This is a genomic window from Methanoculleus methanifontis, assembly GCF_030464365.1.
Taxonomy (GTDB): domain Archaea; phylum Halobacteriota; class Methanomicrobia; order Methanomicrobiales; family Methanoculleaceae; genus Methanoculleus; species Methanoculleus methanifontis.
Window position 1 is genome coordinate 14,911 of sequence record NZ_VCYI01000018.1, and the last position, 16,364, is coordinate 31,274.

General features: G+C 65.2%; 14 protein-coding genes. 10 read left to right on the forward strand and 4 right to left on the reverse strand.

The features are described 5' to 3' along the window. Positions 1-434 precede the first annotated feature (434 nt). Entirely contained in the window at positions 435-1,673 is a 1,239-nt protein-coding gene (locus FGW20_RS11815; protein ID WP_301678290.1) for a proteasome-activating nucleotidase, read from the reverse strand. Positions 1,674-1,730: 57 nt separating this feature from the next. On the opposite strand from FGW20_RS11815, the gene FGW20_RS11820 reads away from it, so the two are divergent. The 9 genes from FGW20_RS11820 to FGW20_RS11860 all read left to right on the forward strand — a co-directional run bounded on the left by FGW20_RS11820 (position 1,731) and on the right by FGW20_RS11860 (position 10,586). Then, positions 1,731-2,222 (forward strand): multiprotein bridging factor aMBF1, encoded by a 492-nt coding sequence (locus tag FGW20_RS11820; protein ID WP_301678291.1) that lies wholly within the window; start codon positions 1,731-1,733, stop codon positions 2,220-2,222. A gap of 523 nt (positions 2,223-2,745) precedes the next feature. Then, positions 2,746-3,537, forward strand: a complete 792-nt coding sequence (locus FGW20_RS11825; RefSeq protein ID WP_301678292.1) for a 2-amino-3,7-dideoxy-D-threo-hept-6-ulosonate synthase — start codon at positions 2,746-2,748, stop codon at positions 3,535-3,537. Between the two features lie 5 nt (positions 3,538-3,542). Next, positions 3,543-4,328 carry a 2-amino-3,7-dideoxy-D-threo-hept-6-ulosonate synthase gene (locus tag FGW20_RS11830; RefSeq protein WP_301678322.1) on the forward strand — a complete coding sequence of 262 codons (786 nt, stop codon included), beginning with the start codon at positions 3,543-3,545 and terminating at the stop codon, positions 4,326-4,328. Further along, positions 4,325-5,311 (forward strand): 3-dehydroquinate synthase II, encoded by a 987-nt coding sequence (locus FGW20_RS11835; protein WP_301678294.1) that lies wholly within the window; start codon positions 4,325-4,327, stop codon positions 5,309-5,311. The genes FGW20_RS11830 and FGW20_RS11835 overlap by 4 nt, the downstream gene beginning before the upstream one ends. A gap of 5 nt (positions 5,312-5,316) precedes the next feature. Next, positions 5,317-6,141, forward strand: coding sequence for a prephenate dehydrogenase/arogenate dehydrogenase family protein (locus tag FGW20_RS11840; RefSeq protein WP_301678295.1), 825 nt, complete (start codon positions 5,317-5,319; stop codon positions 6,139-6,141). Continuing rightward, a complete protein-coding gene (locus FGW20_RS11845) occupies positions 6,138-6,932 on the forward strand; it encodes a prephenate dehydratase (protein ID WP_301678296.1) in 795 nt (264 codons plus the stop codon). The genes FGW20_RS11840 and FGW20_RS11845 overlap by 4 nt, the downstream gene beginning before the upstream one ends. After that, positions 6,929-8,197, forward strand: coding sequence for a 3-phosphoshikimate 1-carboxyvinyltransferase (gene aroA / locus FGW20_RS11850; protein ID WP_301678297.1), 1,269 nt, complete (start codon positions 6,929-6,931; stop codon positions 8,195-8,197). Before FGW20_RS11845 ends, aroA begins: the two co-directional genes overlap by 4 nt. Then, positions 8,194-9,570, forward strand: a complete 1,377-nt coding sequence (aroE, locus tag FGW20_RS11855; protein WP_301678298.1) for a shikimate dehydrogenase — start codon at positions 8,194-8,196, stop codon at positions 9,568-9,570. The genes aroA and aroE overlap by 4 nt, the downstream gene beginning before the upstream one ends. Continuing rightward, the gene (locus FGW20_RS11860; RefSeq protein WP_301678299.1) at positions 9,567-10,586 is read left to right on the forward strand and encodes a chorismate synthase; all 1,020 of its coding nucleotides are present in this window, start codon (positions 9,567-9,569) and stop codon (positions 10,584-10,586) included. Before aroE ends, FGW20_RS11860 begins: the two co-directional genes overlap by 4 nt. 519 nt (positions 10,587-11,105) lie before the next feature. Here FGW20_RS11860 and FGW20_RS11865 read toward each other — a convergent pair. Both FGW20_RS11865 and FGW20_RS11870 read right to left on the reverse strand, forming a co-directional pair. After that, entirely contained in the window at positions 11,106-11,735 is a 630-nt protein-coding gene (locus FGW20_RS11865) for a type I 3-dehydroquinate dehydratase (protein ID WP_301678300.1), read from the reverse strand. 81 nt (positions 11,736-11,816) lie between these two features. Continuing rightward, positions 11,817-12,617, reverse strand: coding sequence for a pyrroline-5-carboxylate reductase family protein (locus FGW20_RS11870; protein WP_301678301.1), 801 nt, complete (start codon positions 12,615-12,617; stop codon positions 11,817-11,819). Between the two features lie 97 nt (positions 12,618-12,714). Between FGW20_RS11870 and FGW20_RS11875 the strand changes: the two genes are divergently transcribed. Then, positions 12,715-15,246, forward strand: coding sequence for a U32 family peptidase (locus FGW20_RS11875; RefSeq protein WP_301678302.1), 2,532 nt, complete (start codon positions 12,715-12,717; stop codon positions 15,244-15,246). Between the two features lie 142 nt (positions 15,247-15,388). Here the strand turns inward: FGW20_RS11875 and FGW20_RS11880 are convergent, their stop codons facing one another. After that, positions 15,389-16,336 carry an urease accessory protein UreH domain-containing protein gene (locus FGW20_RS11880; protein ID WP_301678303.1) on the reverse strand — a complete coding sequence of 316 codons (948 nt, stop codon included), beginning with the start codon at positions 16,334-16,336 and terminating at the stop codon, positions 15,389-15,391. Between the last annotated feature and the right edge of the window lie 28 nt (positions 16,337-16,364).

Below are 16,364 nucleotides of genomic sequence, written 5' to 3' on the forward strand. Positions count from 1 at the left end.
TGACGGGGAGTGCGACGTTCCGAAGCGCGACGGTTCGTTAGAACCGGAGCGGGAGCACCGAAGGTGCGAAGGAACGGAGCTCGAGCACCCGGAGGGTGCGGAGTGCGAGCGAAGCGAGCTTGAGCACCGTTAGGTGCGAGGTGCGATGTTCCGAAGGAACGGAGCACGAGAAGGCTGAAGGCCTTTGAGGGGGGAGAATCCCCCCCTCCCCTGTCTCTACCCCAGAAGGCTCTACCTGTACCCCCCACCCTGCCTCCTCCCCCGGAATCCGTGTTTGGGATGCAATCAATGACTCTCCAGAGGGCTTGAATCTGGATTCACGCCCAATTCAATGAGGCCGGTGTATCCTTTTTCGGGATTACTTGCTCTTCTTGCCGCAACGATAACCCGATGAAAGGATCGCGGCAAAACTGTTATTCAAAAAAAGATATCCTTCAGGCGAACATCTCGCCGAAGGTGGTGTGGAAGTGGTGGCGGTCGAAGTCCACCGAGAGTTTGTCAATCGCCTTCATGAAATCGTCGGTGTTGACCGCATCGCGCTCCATCCTGATGGCGAACATCCCCGCCTCCATGCATATCGCCCGGAGGTCGGCGCCGTTCTTGCCCTCGGTGAGCCGGGAGACCTCCGAGAGGTTGACGTCCTCGCTGATGTTCATGTGCTGGGTGTGGATCTTCAGGATCGCCAGTCTCCCCTGGTGGTCGGGGAGCGGGATCTCAATCATCCGATCGAACCGGCCCGGCCGGAGGAGGGCGCGGTCGAGGATATCGATCCGGTTCGTCGCCGCGACGATCTTGACGTCGCCCCGGTTTTCGAACCCGTCCATCTCGGCGAGGAGCTGCATCAGCGTCCGCTGGACTTCCCGGTCGCCGGAGGTGGTCGAGTCGTTCCGGTGCGCGCCGATTGCGTCGATCTCGTCGATGAAGATGATCGACGGCGCCTTCTGCTTCGCGAGGTCGAAGAGCTCGCGGACCAGGCGGGCGCCTTCGCCGATGTACTTCTGCACCAACTCCGAACCGACCACGCGGAGGAAGTGTGCGTTTGTCTGGTGGGCTACCGCCCGCGCGAGGAGGGTCTTCCCCGTGCCGGGCGGGCCGTAGAGGAGAACGCCCTTCGGTGGGGAGATGCCGACCTTCTCGAAGAGCTGCGGTTTCGTCAGGGGGAGCTCGACGGCTTCCCGGATCTCCTCGATCTGCGGTTCGAGGCCGCCGATGTTCTCGTAGTTCTCATCCGGGGACTCCACCAGTTCCATGCCGTAGATCTGCGCGTCGTAGCTCGTGGGGAGCACGTCCACGATCGCGAGGGACTGCTGGTTGAGCGTACAGCGCACACCCGGTTTGAGGAGATCGGGGTCGATAAGCTGGGACGTACGGACCAGGAATCGCGGCCCTGCACTGCTTCGCACGATCACCCGGCTGTTGTCGATAACGTCGGTAACTGTCCCGATCACGAGAGGGGGGCTTCTAAGCTGCTCGATTTCGCTTTTGAGTTTTCGGAGTTCACGTTCGTAGCGGATCTTCTGGGTCTCAACGTATCGTTTCTCGGACTCCATCTGGCGGAACTGCTCGCGTAGCTCCAGGTTTCGGTTTTCGAGGTTCGTAATCCGTTCCAGGAGATACTGGTAGATGTCTTCACCGGTATCCTTCTCAGGTGCCTGCCGAGCGATATCTCCCATGGGTCTCCTCGATTAATTATATAGGTTAAAATTAATATAAAGTTGTTTGCGAGACTTATGCAGTGCGAACTATGCGGCGCTCCCATACAAGGACCGCCGAAAATCATCCATATCGAGGGTGCAGAACTCCGCGTCTGCATGCGATGTGCGAAACACGGTACAGAAGTCCAGCAACCGCGGCGAAAAGGCGCCCCGCAGAAGAAGCCGGGATTCGCCGCCCAACAGCCCCCCAGGAGGAGGGGGCGAGACGTCTTTGACCTGATGGAAGGAGAACTCGTCGACGATTACGCCGACCGTATCCGGGCGGCACGGGAAGAGAGGGAGTGGTCCACGCTCGACCTTGCACAGGCAATCAAGGAGCGTGAGATCCTGGTCAAAAAGATCGAGAAGGGTGACCTCATCCCCGAAGACGATGTCCGGAAGAAACTCGAGAGGACACTCAATATCAGGCTGATCGACTCGGCCGAAGACAACACCTCCACGGGCGGACCCGGTCGGGTGACCATGACCGTTGGCGATGTCATATCGTTCAAGAAGAGCCGGAAATAAGGGCCCTGTTGAAATGCTTTCCACAACCCCTGGATAACATTCGGTTGCCGATAGAGGCGGGTGATGTGGGTCTCACGCGAAGTCGCGAAGGGAGACAGTCAATACCCATCCAGACTTCGCGTTCTTCGCGCCTTCGCGTGCGTCGGTGAGACATGGATTATCCGGAGATAATTCATCCTCCGGGAGAGGGTTTCAACAAAGCCGAAATAAGACAAACCGCATACTTTTTTCCGCAGGGCCTTGTCCTGCTCCGGATTCTCCTCCTGCGTGTAAATCCGGCATATTTTTATACAAGAACACGTAACGGTATAGGCAATGCGTGGTGGATGTTTTTTCGCCGGTGACCGCTTTTACCTCGGTTAACGGAGTAACCGCCACGTGCGCAGAAGTGATTTGCCAGTTTTTAACCGCCGATACCCGTAACATGGTAGCGGCAGCGTTTTATCGCTATTTTACCCGGTTTATCCGGTTTTAATCACTCCCGGAACGACTGTATCATCAAAATCCGGGGAGGACTATGATTATGAGAGGAAAAGAGATTCGTCTGGAACGTATTATGGATCGGAACACCGGCAGGAGCATCATCGTGCCGCTCGATCACGGGGTGACGCTCGGCCCCATCCCCGGGCTGGTCGACGTAGGGAGAACCATCGACCTCGTCGCCGAGGGCGGAGCGAACGCGGTCATCGGCCACGTGGGGCTTGCGCTGCACGGGCACCGGGGGCACGGGCGGGACGTCGGGCTGATCATGCACCTCTCGGCGAGCACCAGCATCGGACCCGACCCGAACGACAAGGTGCTCGTCAACACCGTCACAAACGCCCTGAAAATGGGTGCCGACGGCGTCTCGGTGCACATCAATGTCGGCGCAGACTCTGAGGCACGGATGCTCGAAGACCTGGGCAGGGTCGCGGTTACGTGCATGGAGTGGGGGATGCCGCTCCTCGCGATGATGTACCCGCGCGGCAGGAAGGTCAGCGACGAGCACGACCTCGAGAGCGTCAAACTCTCCGCACGGGTGGCGGCGGAGCTCGGCGCCGATATCGTCAAGACCGTCTACACTGGGGATGCGGACTCGTTCCGGGAAGTAACGAGAGGATGCCCGGTGCCGGTCGTGGTCGCAGGCGGTTCGAAGACCGATGAACGGGCGATCCTCGACCTGGTCGAGGGCTCGATGGAAGGAGGTGCCGCCGGGATATCGATCGGGAGGAACGCCTTCCAGCACCCGGCGCCCGATCGCCTTATCCGTGCCGCCGCACTGATCATTCATGAAGGGCGATCGGCAGAAGAAGCGGTTGAGATTCTCCGGACGTGATGGATATGATTGGAAAAGAGATCCGTCTTGAGCGGATAATGGACAGGAACACCGGCCGTGCCGTGATCATCCCCATGGATCACGGGTTCACGATGGGCCAGATCGAAGGGCTCTGCAACATGACCGAGACGGTCAACGCGGTGAGTGAGGGCGGGGCAAACGCTATCGTCCTCCACAAGGGCATGGTGAAGGGCGGGCACCGGAAGCACGGAAAGGATATCGGGCTCATTGTCCACCTCTCCGCGAGCACCTCGATGAACCCGGACCCGAACGACAAGGTGCTCGTCTGCACCGTGGAGGAGGCGGTCGCGCTCGGCGCCGACGCGGTCTCGATCCACATCAACCTCGGCGCGCCGAACGAGTCGAGGATGCTCGAATCGGCGGGCGAGGTGGTGCGGGACTGCAACCGCTGGGGGATACCGCTCCTGATCATGATCTACCCCCGCGGCAAGGGGATCGATCCCGTGTCGCCTCAGTCGGTCGGGCACTGCGTCCGGGTGGCGGAAGAACTCGGGGCCGACCTGATCAAGACGAACTACACCGGGGATCCGGAGACATTCCGCCGGATCACTGCAGCCTGCTCGGTGCCGGTGATGATTGCCGGCGGCGAGAAGGGTGGAGACCTTGAGACGCTCACGACCATCCGGGGCGCCATCGATGCGGACGCGGCAGGCGTCTGCATGGGCAGGAACGCCTTCCAGCGCGACGACCCCGCCCGGTTCATCGCCGCGATATCCCGGGTGGTGCACGAGGGCAAAAGCGCGGCAGAAGCCCTGGAGACTGAGCGATGAAACTCTTCTGGGTCGATCTCCGGCCGTGGAGGAAGGATCTCGCGACGACCGCAATCGAGAGCGGTGCCGACGCCCTGGTGACGGACGACGCAGAGCGCGTGCGGGAACTCGGCCGGGTGACGACGATCGCGGAGAACGGCGACCTTATAACGGGGAAGGACGTCTTCGAGATCGAGATCGTCGACAAAGAGTCCGAAGAACAGGCGATCCGGCTCTCCCGCGAGGGCTTCGTCATCGTCAGGACACAGGACTGGACGGTCATCCCGCTCGAGAACCTCGTCGCGCAGTCCGACCGGATTGTTGCAGCGGTCAGGAACGCCGACGAGGCGAAGGTCGCCCTGACCGTCCTCGAACGCGGGACGGCGGGCATCCTCCTTTCGACCGACGATCCGGCGGAGATCCGGCGGGTCGCGAAGACGATCGCCGGCGCCGGCGAAGAGGTTCCTCTCGTCCCGTTCGAGGTGACCCGGATCGTCCCCGTCGGGATGGGGGATAGGGTCTGCGTCGACACCTGCTCGATCCTCGCCGACGGGGAAGGGATGCTCGTCGGCAACACCTCATCGGCGTTCCTGATGGTGCACCCCGAGACCCTGGAGAACCCCTACGTGGCGCCGCGCCCGTTCCGGGTGAACGCCGGTGCGGTGCACGCCTATACCCTCCTCCCCGGCGGGAAGACGGCGTACCTTGCCGACCTCGCGGTTGGCGATAAGGTGCTCGTCGCAGAGCATACCGGCACTACCCACGACGCGGTCGTCGGCAGGGTGAAGATCGAGCGCCGCCCGCTCCTCCTCGTCGAGGCGGAGGCCGGCGACGCGACGGTGAGCCTGGTTCTCCAGAACGCCGAGACGATCCGGCTCGTCCGGGAGGACGGGACGGCCGTATCGGTCGCCGCCCTCGCGGTCGGCGATAGGGTGCTCGGCAGCGTCGCGGAGGGCGGGCGGCACTTCGGCGTCGCCGTCAAAGAGACGATCCTGGAGAAGTGACGGGAATGCTTGCAGGCATCATCGGCGGCACGGGACAGATGGGGCGGTTCTTTGCGGAGGTCTTCGAGGCCGCCGGGTGGGAGACGATCGTCTCGGGGACGAAGACCTCCCTCACCGCCCGCGCCGTTGCGGAGACGGCGGACCTCGTCATGGTATCGGTCCCCATCCGCGCCACCGTCGACGTGATCCGCGAGGTCGCGCCGCTCCTCTCGGACGAGCAGGTCTTCTGCGACCTCACCTCCCTCAAGGTCGAACCGGTCAGGGCGATGCTCGCCTCCCGTGCGGAGGTGATCGGGCTCCACCCGATGTTCGGGCCCGGTGCCGCGTCGCTCCGGGGCCAGACGATCGTCGCCACCCCGGCCAGGTGCAGCCCGGAGACCCTTGAAGGACTCTTATCCGTCTTCCGCGACCAGGGGGCGGCGATCACCCTCTCGACACCGGAAGACCACGACCGGATGATGGCGGTGATCCAGGGGCTCACCCACTTCGGGACGCTCGCAAAGGCGGAGGCCATCCGCCGGACCGGCGCCGACGTCGCGGAGACCCTCCGGTTCACGAGCCCCGTCTACCGGATCGAGATGGGGCTCGTCGGACGGCTTCTCGCCCAGGATGCGGGGCTCTACGGCGACATGTTGCAGATGAACCCGGCCGTCCCGGAAGTGCTTGCACAGTTCGAGGAGGCTGTCCGGACGCTCCGCGAGATCATCGAGTCCGGGGACGCCGAACGGTTCCGGGAGTTCTTTGCCGCCAATGCCGGTCATTACGCCTCCTACCTCCGGGCCGCGACGGAAGAGACCGACGACCTCATCAGCCACGTGGTGAGCCGATGACCGTCGCAACGCTGGGGCCGGCCGGGACGGTCAGCCACGAACTTGCCGCCGCACTCTTTGGCAACGACATCGAACTCCTGCCGACGATCCGCTCGATCATCAAACGCGTGGCGGCCGGCGGAGCGAAAGGGCTTGTCCCGATCGAGAACTCGGAGGCCGGCGGTGTCGGGGAGACCCTCCAGGGACTGATGGAGTTCGATGTCTCGATCACCGGAGAGGCTTACATGCCTGTCCGGCACCACCTCGCGGCCCGGGGAGACCCCGCACGCCTCCCGGTCATCTACGCCCACCCGCAGACGCACGAGCAGTGCTCCGTCCTCCTTGACAGCCTCGGGGTGGAGGTCGTACACACGAGCAGCAATGCGGCGAGCGCGATGGCGATGCAGAGGGACGAGCACGCCGGCGCCGTCGTCTCGGAGACGGCGGCACGGATCTACGGTCTCCCGATTGCCGTCCGGGACGTCCAGAACAGCAGGGACAACACCACCCGGTTCGTCGAGATATCAGCCGTCCCCCGTGAGATCGCAGGGTGCACAAAGTGCAGCCTCCTCGTCGATCCCGAACTCGACCGGGTCGGGCTCCTTGCCGATATCCTCGGGGTCTTCGCCCGGCGCGGGATCAACCTGACCCGGATCGAGTCGCGGCCGTCCCGCCGGGGCATGGGGAAGTACCTGTTCTTCATCGACATGGAGATTGCCGAAGGATGGCGGGAAGCAAAGGAGGAACTCAAAACTATGACTGCTGTCAGGGAACTCGGGTGCTACACCCGCATGGAGGTGCCGGGCATATGATCGTCCGGGTGTCGCAGACCGGCCCGGTCGACGCGGCGTTTCAGGCACCGCCCTCCAAGAGTTATACCCACCGTGCGCTGATCGCGGGAGCGCTCGCCTCGGGGAGAACGCGGATCGCAAGGCCGCTTCGGGCGGCCGATACGGAACTGACCGCCCGGGGGCTTGAAGCCCTCGGGGTGCCGCTCGAGTGGCTGCCGGGAGAGATCGCCGTCGCCGGGTGCAACGGCACCTTCCCGGCGGCGGGAGAAGTGACCATCGACTGCGGGAACTCCGGGACGACGCTGCGGCTCCTCACCTCGACGGCGCTCCTCTCGCAGCACCCGGTGGTGCTGACGGGGAGTTCTCGGATGCTCGAGCGGCCGGTGGGGCCGCTCGCCGGAGCGCTCCGCATGCTCGGCGGGGAGGTCGCGTTTGTCGGCGAGCCGGGGTTCCCCCCCATCCGCATCTCCGGCAGGCTCCGGGGCGGGAAGACGGCGATCGACGGGAGCATCAGCAGCCAGTTCGTCTCGTCCATCCTGATGGCGGCGCCCTACGCAGAGGAGGACGTGGAACTCACGCTCCCGGCGGCCCCGGCCTCCCGGTCGTACCTCGACGTGACCGTGGATGTGATGCTCCGGTTCGGCGCACGTATCGAGCGGCAGGGCTACGACAGGTTCCGGGTGGAGAGCGGTAGAGCATACCGGGGGAGGGATTACCGGGTCGAGGGCGACTACTCCTCGGCCTCCTACCTCTTCGCGGTCGCGGCCGTCTGCGGCGGGAGGGTCACGGTCACGGGCCTGAACCCGGCATCAGTCCAGGGCGACCGTCGGTTCCTCGAAGCCCTCGAGGCGATGGGGTGCAGCGTCGCCGCCGGCACCGACGCGATGACGGTCGAGCGGACGGGCGATCTCGAAGGCATCGAGATCGATATGTCCTCGTCCCCCGACACCGTCCAGACGCTCGCGGCGGTGGCGGCGACGGCAGGGTCGCCGACGACAATCACAGGGACAGGGCACCTGCAGTACAAGGAGAGCGACCGCATCGGGGTGACGGCGGAGACCCTCCGGCGGATGGGTGCGGGGGTCGAGGTCACGGAGGACTCCCTCACGATCACGCCCGCGCCCCTCCACGGCGTGGCCGTCGATCCGCACGACGACCACCGCACGGCGATGGCGTTTGCGGTGCTCGGGCTTGCGGTCGGGGGGATGGCGATCCGTGATCCCGAATGCGTGGAGAAGTCCTTCCCCGGGTTCTGGGAGGCGCTTTACGGGGAGGGGCTGCTGTGAAGGTTGTCCTTACCGGCTTCCGGGGGACCGGGAAGACCTCGGTCGGGCGGATCCTCGCGGATCGCCTCGGTCTGCCGTTCTACGACATCGATGCGCTGGTGGAACAACGGGCCGGGATGCCGATTCCGGAGATATTCCGGCAGCATGGGGAAGCGCACTTCCGTGCCCTTGAGCGGGAGGTTGTCGCGTCGCTCAGGGATGAGGAGGGCGTGATCGGCACCGGCGGCGGGGCGGTATGCGACCCGGCAAACGTCGCCGCCCTCCGGTGGCACGGCAGGGTCTTCCTCCTCACCGCCCCGCCCGGGGTCATCGTTGAGCGAATCACCGGAAGCGACCGGCCGGGGCTGACCGGTCTCCCGCCGGAAGAGGAGGTGCGCACGCTTCTTCTCCGGAGAAAAGAGGGCTACCTCGGCGCGGCCGATGCCTGCATCGATACCGGGAGGCGCACGCCCGGGGAGGTCGCGAATATGATCGTCCGGGAGCAAGGATATGGAAATGTGACCGCACGCGAAGACGCGAAGACGCGAAGGCCTGAGCGCGACGCCCTCCTTGAGCGGTTCAGCCTTCCGGGCCTCGGAGTTATGATCGACCAGAACCCGGGTCTCATGGTATGCGGCATCGCCGGGAACCCCTGCGCCCACAGCAGGAGCCCGCTCCTCTACAACCGGCTCTTTGAGCACTTCGGGATGAACTACCACTACACCCGCTTCGAGTGGCCGGATGCGGGAGCCATCATCCGCCTCGCGGCCCTCCTCCCCTTGAAAGGCCTCTCCGTAACCATCCCGTTCAAGACCGACGTAATGCGCCATCTCGATGAGATCGACGAGCACGCGACGGCGATCGGGGCGGTGAACACCGTCGTCCGGTGCGGCGGGAGGATGTACGGCCACAACACCGACTGGCTCGGGGTCCGGATCCCGCTCGCCCACCGGCGGGGCGGCCGGGCGGTGGTGCTCGGCGCCGGGGGCGCGGCGGCCGCGGCGGTCTACGCGCTCAGAACGCTTGATATGGAGGTGACGGTGCTTTCCCGGCGGCCGGAGGCGGCGAGGACGCTCGCGGAACGGTTCAGGTGCCGGTGGGGGGCACTGGAAGAGTTCAAGGGGAGCGACGCCGATGTTGTGGTGCACACGACCCCGGTCGGGATGGAGCCCGACACCCGGAGCCTGCTTGCCGCGGGCGACCTAGAGCAGGGGACGACCGTATTCGACCTCGTCTACACCCCGCCGGAGACGCCCCTTATTCGGGCGGCAAGGGAGGCCGGGTGCGAGACGATACCCGGCACGGAGATGTTCGTCCACCAGGCGGTGGAGCAGTTCCGGCTAATAACCGGAATAGCGGTCACACCTGAACTGGTGCGGGAGATGCTTGCATGAACACGTTCGGAAGAAACTTCAGGTGCACGACGTTCGGCGAGAGCCACGGGTTGGCAGTGGGAGCGGTCGTCGACGGCTGCCCGCCCGGGATCCCCCTCACGGAGGCGGATATCCAGCCCTACCTCGACCGCAGGCGGCCGGGGAAGAGCCCCCTCGAGTCCGGGAGGCAGGAGGCCGACCGGGTGGAGATCCTCTCGGGGGTTTTTGAGGGGCGAACGACCGGCGCCCCGATCGCGCTCGTCGTCCGGAACCGGGATGTCCGGTCGGAGGACTACGACGCGCTCCGGGACGTATTTCGGCCGGGCCACGCGGACTACACCTGGCAGGAGAAGTACGGACTGCGCGATCACCGCGGCGGTGGGAGGAGTTCGGGCCGGGAGACCCTTGCACGGGTCGCGGCGGGAGCGGTGGCGGTTCGCTGCCTCGAGCCCTGCGGCATCGTGATCAGGGGACGGGTTATCGAGGTGCACGGGGCGGCGGAGCCGGAAGCAATGGAAGCGGAGATCCGTGCCGCCCGGGACGCGGGCGACTCCGTAGGGGGGATCGTCGAGGTGACGGCGACCGGGTGCCCGGCGGGCCTCGGCGACCCGGTATTCGGGAAGTTCGACGCCGCCATTGCCGGGGCGATGATGGGCATCGGTGCGGTGAAAGGCGTCGAGATCGGGGAGGGGTTCGGCGCCGCCCGGCTCTTCGGGAGCGAGATGAACGACCCGATCACCGAAACCGGGTTTGCAAGCAACCACGCGGGAGGCATCCTCGGCGGGATCAGCACCGGGCAGGAGATCGTCGTCCGGATCGCCGTCAAGCCGACGCCCTCGATCCGCAAGGCACAGCGGACCGTCGATCTCGCCGGGGAGGAGCGGGAGATATCAGTCGAAGGGCGGCACGACCCCTGCATCGCACCGCGGGTTGTTCCGGTCGCTGAGTGCATGCTCGCGATTGTTATTCTGGATGCACTGCTCGAGCAGGCGAAGTACCGGGGGTTTGGTGCGACGGGCCATGGGGTCGGAGCTTGAGAAGACCGGAGGTCTTTGAGTGGGGGGGTAAGGCAGGAGCAGGGCAGTCCCTTTAGGGAAGGGTTTTAAGGCTCCTGCCTTGCGAGGTATCGCTATCCCTGTGGAACCGAGATTGCTAGACCAACGGATATCAAGTAAGGCCCGATGCGGTGGACCGTGGGGGTATCGCCATTGGGGGAGGGGCTGACGGGGAGGGGGGCGACCCCCCTCCCCTGTCTCCAACTTGCATAAACCGTGCTCGAACTCTTGTCTTTAGGCAGTTGCCGCCCACAAGTTGACAGTTGCAAACCCCCACCCCACCCGGCCTCCGGCCTCCTCCCCCGCCCCAGGGGGCGGGGGCAGTGCGTGGCGATACTCAATGGAAAGCCGTGGTCGGCGATGTGGTAAACAGTCCTTCGTTTTCACAGCGCGAGCTGGAACCTAGCGGCACTCGAACCTTCGTGTTCATAAATCCACTGTTTTGCCGGATGCAGTCTCTGGCTCCAAAAATCCCACCCCGGATCATGTCGAACCCCCCCCTCACTTCAACAGATCCGCAAGTTGCCGCATCTCCCGTATGTGGTACTGCCCTTCGGCCGTCGGGGCGCCGGCATGGCTGAACGTGAACTCCGACCCGAAGAGGGGCAGGATTGCGCGGGCGTAGCGGAACTCGGCACCCATGATGCTCGTGCAGATGGGTTTCTGGGCCTGGTGGGTGAAGAGGACGAGTTCGAAGAGGTCTTCCCGGGTTTTAGGCCGCACGACGATCTTCGGGATATCGCCGTATGACCGAAGCATCTCGTCGATCCTCCCGAGCTCGGGCACGGTGGGCATCTCGTTTGTGTGCAGCGACGCAAGGATCTGGACCCCCTGGCTCTTGATGAACGGCGCGTGATCCCGGTAACGTGCTTCCACGTCCACGATATCGACGTATCGCGCTATCGGCCCGACGATGCGGGCCCAGAGATCCGCGTCGCCGACAAAACGCCCTCCCTCGTCCCTGCTCCTGAGCGTGGCGATCAGCGGGATACCGGTCTTCTCCCGGATCATACGAACCTGGTCCAGCAGATCACCCTCCATCCTATCAAGCCGTATCTCGATGAACGTCGGGTTGTACTCCGCCACCTCATCGATAACGGCGGCATTCTCCACAGAGACGACGATCTTCATACTTACCGGATGTATTCCTGCTCTACCACTTAAAAGTCTGCCTGCAGTCTTTGGAGGATCGGGAGCGGTTCCGGTCCGCCGTCACTTCCCCACCGCGCCGTAGCGCACCAGCATAGCGGCGACTGTCTCATCGAAGACTTGCGGCAGCCGTTCCCGGAGCCCCTTCACCCCGGCCTCCGTGACGCCGCCGCCGGTCGCGACCCGCCCGACCAGGTCACCCGGGGTCTCGCCGGTCTCCCGGAGGTAGGCAGCCGTAGCCGCGGCCGTCTCTGTTGCGAGACAAAGTGCCCGATCCGGCGCAAGACCGCTCGCACGGGCCGTCGCGCCCGCAAGTTCCTCGATGACGGCGGCGAGCAGCCCCGGCCCGCAGCTCGAGAGTATGGTGGCCGCCGGGAGTTCATCCTCCTCGACGAGCATCACGTTTCCTATGGATGAAAAAAGCCCCTCAACCCGGAGGGCGTCGTGCATGCCCACCTGCCGCCCATGACAGACGAGCGTCGTCCCCTGCCCGATCGTTGAGGTGATCGTGGGAATGGCCCGGGTGACCGAACCTGAAAACAGCCCCTCAAGCTCCGTGAGGCCGACGCCTGCGGCAAGCGAGACGACATGCTCGTCGCCGTCCATCCCGGGGACGATCTCGCGAAGGACTTCTGTTGTCTCCTGCGGCCTGACGGCGAGGATGACCGTGCGGCACCGCCGGGCGATTTCCCTGTTCGCTCTGGCGATGCCGATCCCCGGCCATGCTGCGGCGCATGCATCCCGGCTCTCCTGGCTCCTGGACGTGACCACGACCTCATCGACGCCGAGCACGCCGGACGAGAGGAATCCGTTCACCAGCATGCTGCCCATGTGCCCGTAGCCGATAACCCCTATGCAATTCATACACAAACCCCTCTCCAGATAGTTCTCCTGCCCAAAAAGGATACCCGCTTCACCCGGGGTGGGTATATAGGCCGCCAGAGCGAACGGTACGAAGCAGATGCCGCACGATCATCATAAGACGTCCGGGCCGCCGGAACTGCTTGCACCGGCCGGGTCACCGCAGGCCCTGGCCGCGGCGATTACCGCCGGTGCCGATGCCGTCTACCTTGCCGGGCGACGGTTCGGGGCCCGGCACTACGCGGCGAACTTCTCCGACGAGGAACTCGAATACGCCGTCGGTTACGCGCACCTCCGGGGTGTCAGGGTTTACGTCACCGTAAACGTCCTCGTCCGGGACGCCGAACTCCCTGACGTCGCCCGCTACCTTCTTCACCTCTACGAGATCGGGGTCGACGCCGTCCTTGTGCAGGACGCCGGGGTGGCGGCGATTGCCCGGGAGACCGTCCCGGACCTCCCCCTCCACGCCTCGACCCAGATGGCGATCCACAACCGGGAAGGTGTGGCGCGGGCGGCACGGGAAGGGTTCTCCCGCGTGGTGCTCGCCCGGGAACTCACGCTGTCCGAGATCGAGGATATTGCGGCCGATGCCGGGACACAGGGGATCGGCATCGAGGTCTTCGCCCATGGGGCGCTCTGCTACTGCTACTCGGGCCAGTGCCTCCTCTCCTCGGTCATCGGGGGGCGGAGCGGGAACCGCGGGATGTGCGCCCAGCCCTGCCGGAAGCCCTACCGGCTCGTGACCGCCGAAACGGACGAGTACGGGCGCCCGAAAGACCTGCGGGCGAGGTCCGGATCGGACCGTTACCTGCTCTCGACCCGGGATCTCTCGGTATACCCGCGCCTTGACCGGATCGTGCGTGCACCGGTGGCGGCGCTCAAGATCGAGGGGAGGATGCGTTCGCCGGAGTACGTCGCGACGACGGTGAGCATCTACCGGCGCGCCCTCGACGCGCTCGCTGCAGGAGAGGCATGGTCCCCCTCGCGGGAGGAGATGCGGAACCTTGCGCTTGCATTCAACCGGGAGTTCACGGAGGGTTACATCCTCGGCGCCCGCGATATCATGGCCCGCGACCGGCCCGGGAACCGGGGCGTCCCGCTCGGCACGGTCGCCGGCTACAACCCGCAGCGGCACGAAGCGACCGTGCGCCTCGCCGGCGATCTCGCGCCCCGTTCCGGCGACGGACTGGCCTTCTGCACGGACGACCCGGAGGAGGATACGGGCGCGGTCGTCCGCGGCCCGCCCACCGTCCGCGACGGCACGGTGCGGCTCTCCGTCCCTGCGCCCGTCGTGCCGGGGGCCCGGGTCTTCCTGACGAAGAGCGCGGACCTTGAGGAGCGGGCAAAACAGGTCATGGAACAGCCTCTCCGGCCGTTGCCGCTCGATCTTTCGGTTACCTGGGAGGACGGCACCCCCTGCCTGGAGGCGGTCGTCGACCGGAACGACGGTGAGCCGCTCCGGGTGCGCTACCGCCCGGACCTCCGGATGGAGCCTGCACGGAACCGGCCGCTCTCCCGGGACCGGATCGCGGAGCAACTCCGAAAGACCGGAGGAACGCCGTTTACGGTCCGGAAGATGGACCTCCGGTACCCGGGCGGGCTCTTTCTCCCGCTCGGGGAGTTGAACGGGGTCCGGCGAACGTTCCTGGAGAAGGTTGAGGAGGCCGTCCTCGCCGCACGGCGTCCGGGGCCCGATGCGGTGGATGCGGCCGGAAAACGTGCCCGGGCGGCGATTGCCGGGATGACGCATCCTGCAGGGCCGCATCCCGGTCCCCGGCTCCCGTCGGTATCGGTCTACGTCGATACCCCTGAGGGTGCAAAGGCCGCCGTCCGGGGCGGCGCCCGGACCGTCTATATCGAGTCCGCCGACCCGGAGGTCCTTGAAGAGGCCGCCGCCGTCTGCGCCGGAGGAGGCGCCGACCCTGTCTGGAAATGGCCGTCGATCACCCGGCGCGCGTTCCTTGATACGGCGGCTCCTCTCCTCCCGTCGCTCTATGAGGCGGGGGTCCGCGGCGTCATGGTGAGCGGTCCCGGCGCTGCGGACGCGGTGCGGCGGGCCGCTCCGGGGATGAACCTCTACGGCGCAGCCGGGCTGAACGTCTGGAACCACCGCACCGCCCGGGAACTGGCGGCGCTCTTCCTGCGGTGTACGGCATCCCCCGAACTTCCGGCGGCCGACCTTGCCCGTCTGGCGGCGACGACCGAGAGCGTTCCCGAACTTGAGGTGCTGGTGCAGGGGAACGTCGAGGCGATGGTGACCGAGGACCGGCTGGCGGCGATGGCCGCCGGTGAGAGCCCCGGCGGCCGTTTTCTGGGGCTCAAGGACGGGCGGGGCCGTGTCTTTCCGGTCCGGCGCGACAGTGAGGGGCGGACCTCTATCGCGAACGCCGTCGAGACCTGCCTCATCGACCGCCTGCCCCGGATCGCCGGGACGGGCATCGCGGCCGTCGCCATCGATGCACGGGGGCGGGGGCCCCGCTACGCCGGGGAGATGGCCGGGCTTTACCGGGCGGGGCTCGACGCCGTCGGCCGGGGAGCCCCCGGCACGCTCTCCGCGCTCAAGGAGGAGGCGAGACGGCGGGCGCTCGGGGGCATCACCGGCGGGCATTTCGTCCGGGGAATCGAGGAGTAAGGGGTATCTTGGCACCGTTGCCATGAGACCCCACTACCCGGACGATCCGTTCCGGGCGGGTACCTCCGTCTCCGGCATTCTCCATTTATCCCCAGAAGAGCATCCAGATCCCGAATCCTATCAAAAAAATCCCGCTTCCCGCTCAAATTATATCCCTGTATTCTCGTATCCTGCTTGACGAGGCGTATCCCCCGAGGACCCCGACGCCGAGAAACGGCGTGAGCACCCCTGCCCCGAAGACCAGCAGGAGTGATAGATCCTGCACGGTGCCGTCGATCAGGATTCTGCTGAGCAGGATGAGAAGCATCGGTGCGGCGCACGGGACCTTGACGATCGAGAACATCATGCCCAGCACGAACAACCCGGCAAGGGTGGTCGCGTGCTTCCGTAACGATGACCGGACATAGTCGTCGGTGGAGACCGGGAGGCGTATCAACCCGAGCAGGTTCACCCCGGCGAGTATCGTGATCAGTCCCGCCGCGACGGCGAGATACGGGCCGAAACCGCCGAGCGACATCCCCGCCAGCAGGAAGCAGCATCCCATGACGATATACGCGGCGACCAGCCCCAGGCCGAATATCAACGAATTCAGGAGACTGCTTTTCAATTCTTTGCCCGACCCGGTGACGTACACCAGTATGAATCCGAGTATCGCCATCAGGCAGGGCGAAAACCCGGAGAGGAGGCCCAGAGAGTATGCAAACGGGATGTCCCAGTTTATCGGCGGCGAGTTCTCCTGCGGCTGCTCGCCGGCAAGGGACTGCTCGATCGCCGCCCTGAGGCTCTCCTCAGTTATCTCTTCCTTGGGGATTTTGACGGTGCCGTCCACAACCACGGCCGGGACTTCGAGAAATGCGTATGCGTTCCATCGCTCCCATCCTTCCACGGTCTCGACGTCGATCCATTCGATTGTGAGGGCGCCGTCGTAGGCGCCTTCCAGGTCCGCGATCAGCGGATCGATGAACCTGCAGTCCGAGCACCGGTCCATGTGGTAGTATTCGAGGGAGACTGTTGAAGCCGCGGCTGCAGGAATGCACAACGTGCACGCGATGAGCAGAACGGCAAGTGCCTGCACTGTTTTTACAACCATGAGTCCTCCGCCCTTCGCAGAGGTGTGT

Bases quoted from the DNA above. Each gene is read 5' to 3' on its own strand.
- FGW20_RS11845 (WP_301678296.1), top strand. From the start codon at position 6,138: ATGACCGTCGCAACGCTGGGGCCGGCCGGGACGGTCAGCCACGAACTT.
- FGW20_RS11880 (WP_301678303.1), bottom strand. From the start codon at position 16,336: ATGGTTGTAAAAACAGTGCAGGCACTTGCCGTTCTGCTCATCGCGTGC.
- FGW20_RS11865 (WP_301678300.1), bottom strand. From the start codon at position 11,735: ATGAAGATCGTCGTCTCTGTGGAGAATGCCGCCGTTATCGATGAGGTG.
- FGW20_RS11830 (WP_301678322.1), top strand. From the start codon at position 3,543: ATGATTGGAAAAGAGATCCGTCTTGAGCGGATAATGGACAGGAACACC.
- FGW20_RS11815 (WP_301678290.1), bottom strand. From the start codon at position 1,673: ATGGGAGATATCGCTCGGCAGGCACCTGAGAAGGATACCGGTGAAGAC.
- FGW20_RS11875 (WP_301678302.1), top strand. From the start codon at position 12,715: ATGCCGCACGATCATCATAAGACGTCCGGGCCGCCGGAACTGCTTGCA.
- FGW20_RS11860 (WP_301678299.1), top strand. From the start codon at position 9,567: ATGAACACGTTCGGAAGAAACTTCAGGTGCACGACGTTCGGCGAGAGC.
- FGW20_RS11870 (WP_301678301.1), bottom strand. From the start codon at position 12,617: ATGAATTGCATAGGGGTTATCGGCTACGGGCACATGGGCAGCATGCTG.
- FGW20_RS11840 (WP_301678295.1), top strand. From the start codon at position 5,317: ATGCTTGCAGGCATCATCGGCGGCACGGGACAGATGGGGCGGTTCTTT.
- FGW20_RS11820 (WP_301678291.1), top strand. From the start codon at position 1,731: ATGCAGTGCGAACTATGCGGCGCTCCCATACAAGGACCGCCGAAAATC.
- FGW20_RS11835 (WP_301678294.1), top strand. From the start codon at position 4,325: ATGAAACTCTTCTGGGTCGATCTCCGGCCGTGGAGGAAGGATCTCGCG.
- FGW20_RS11825 (WP_301678292.1), top strand. From the start codon at position 2,746: ATGAGAGGAAAAGAGATTCGTCTGGAACGTATTATGGATCGGAACACC.
- aroA (WP_301678297.1), top strand. From the start codon at position 6,929: ATGATCGTCCGGGTGTCGCAGACCGGCCCGGTCGACGCGGCGTTTCAG.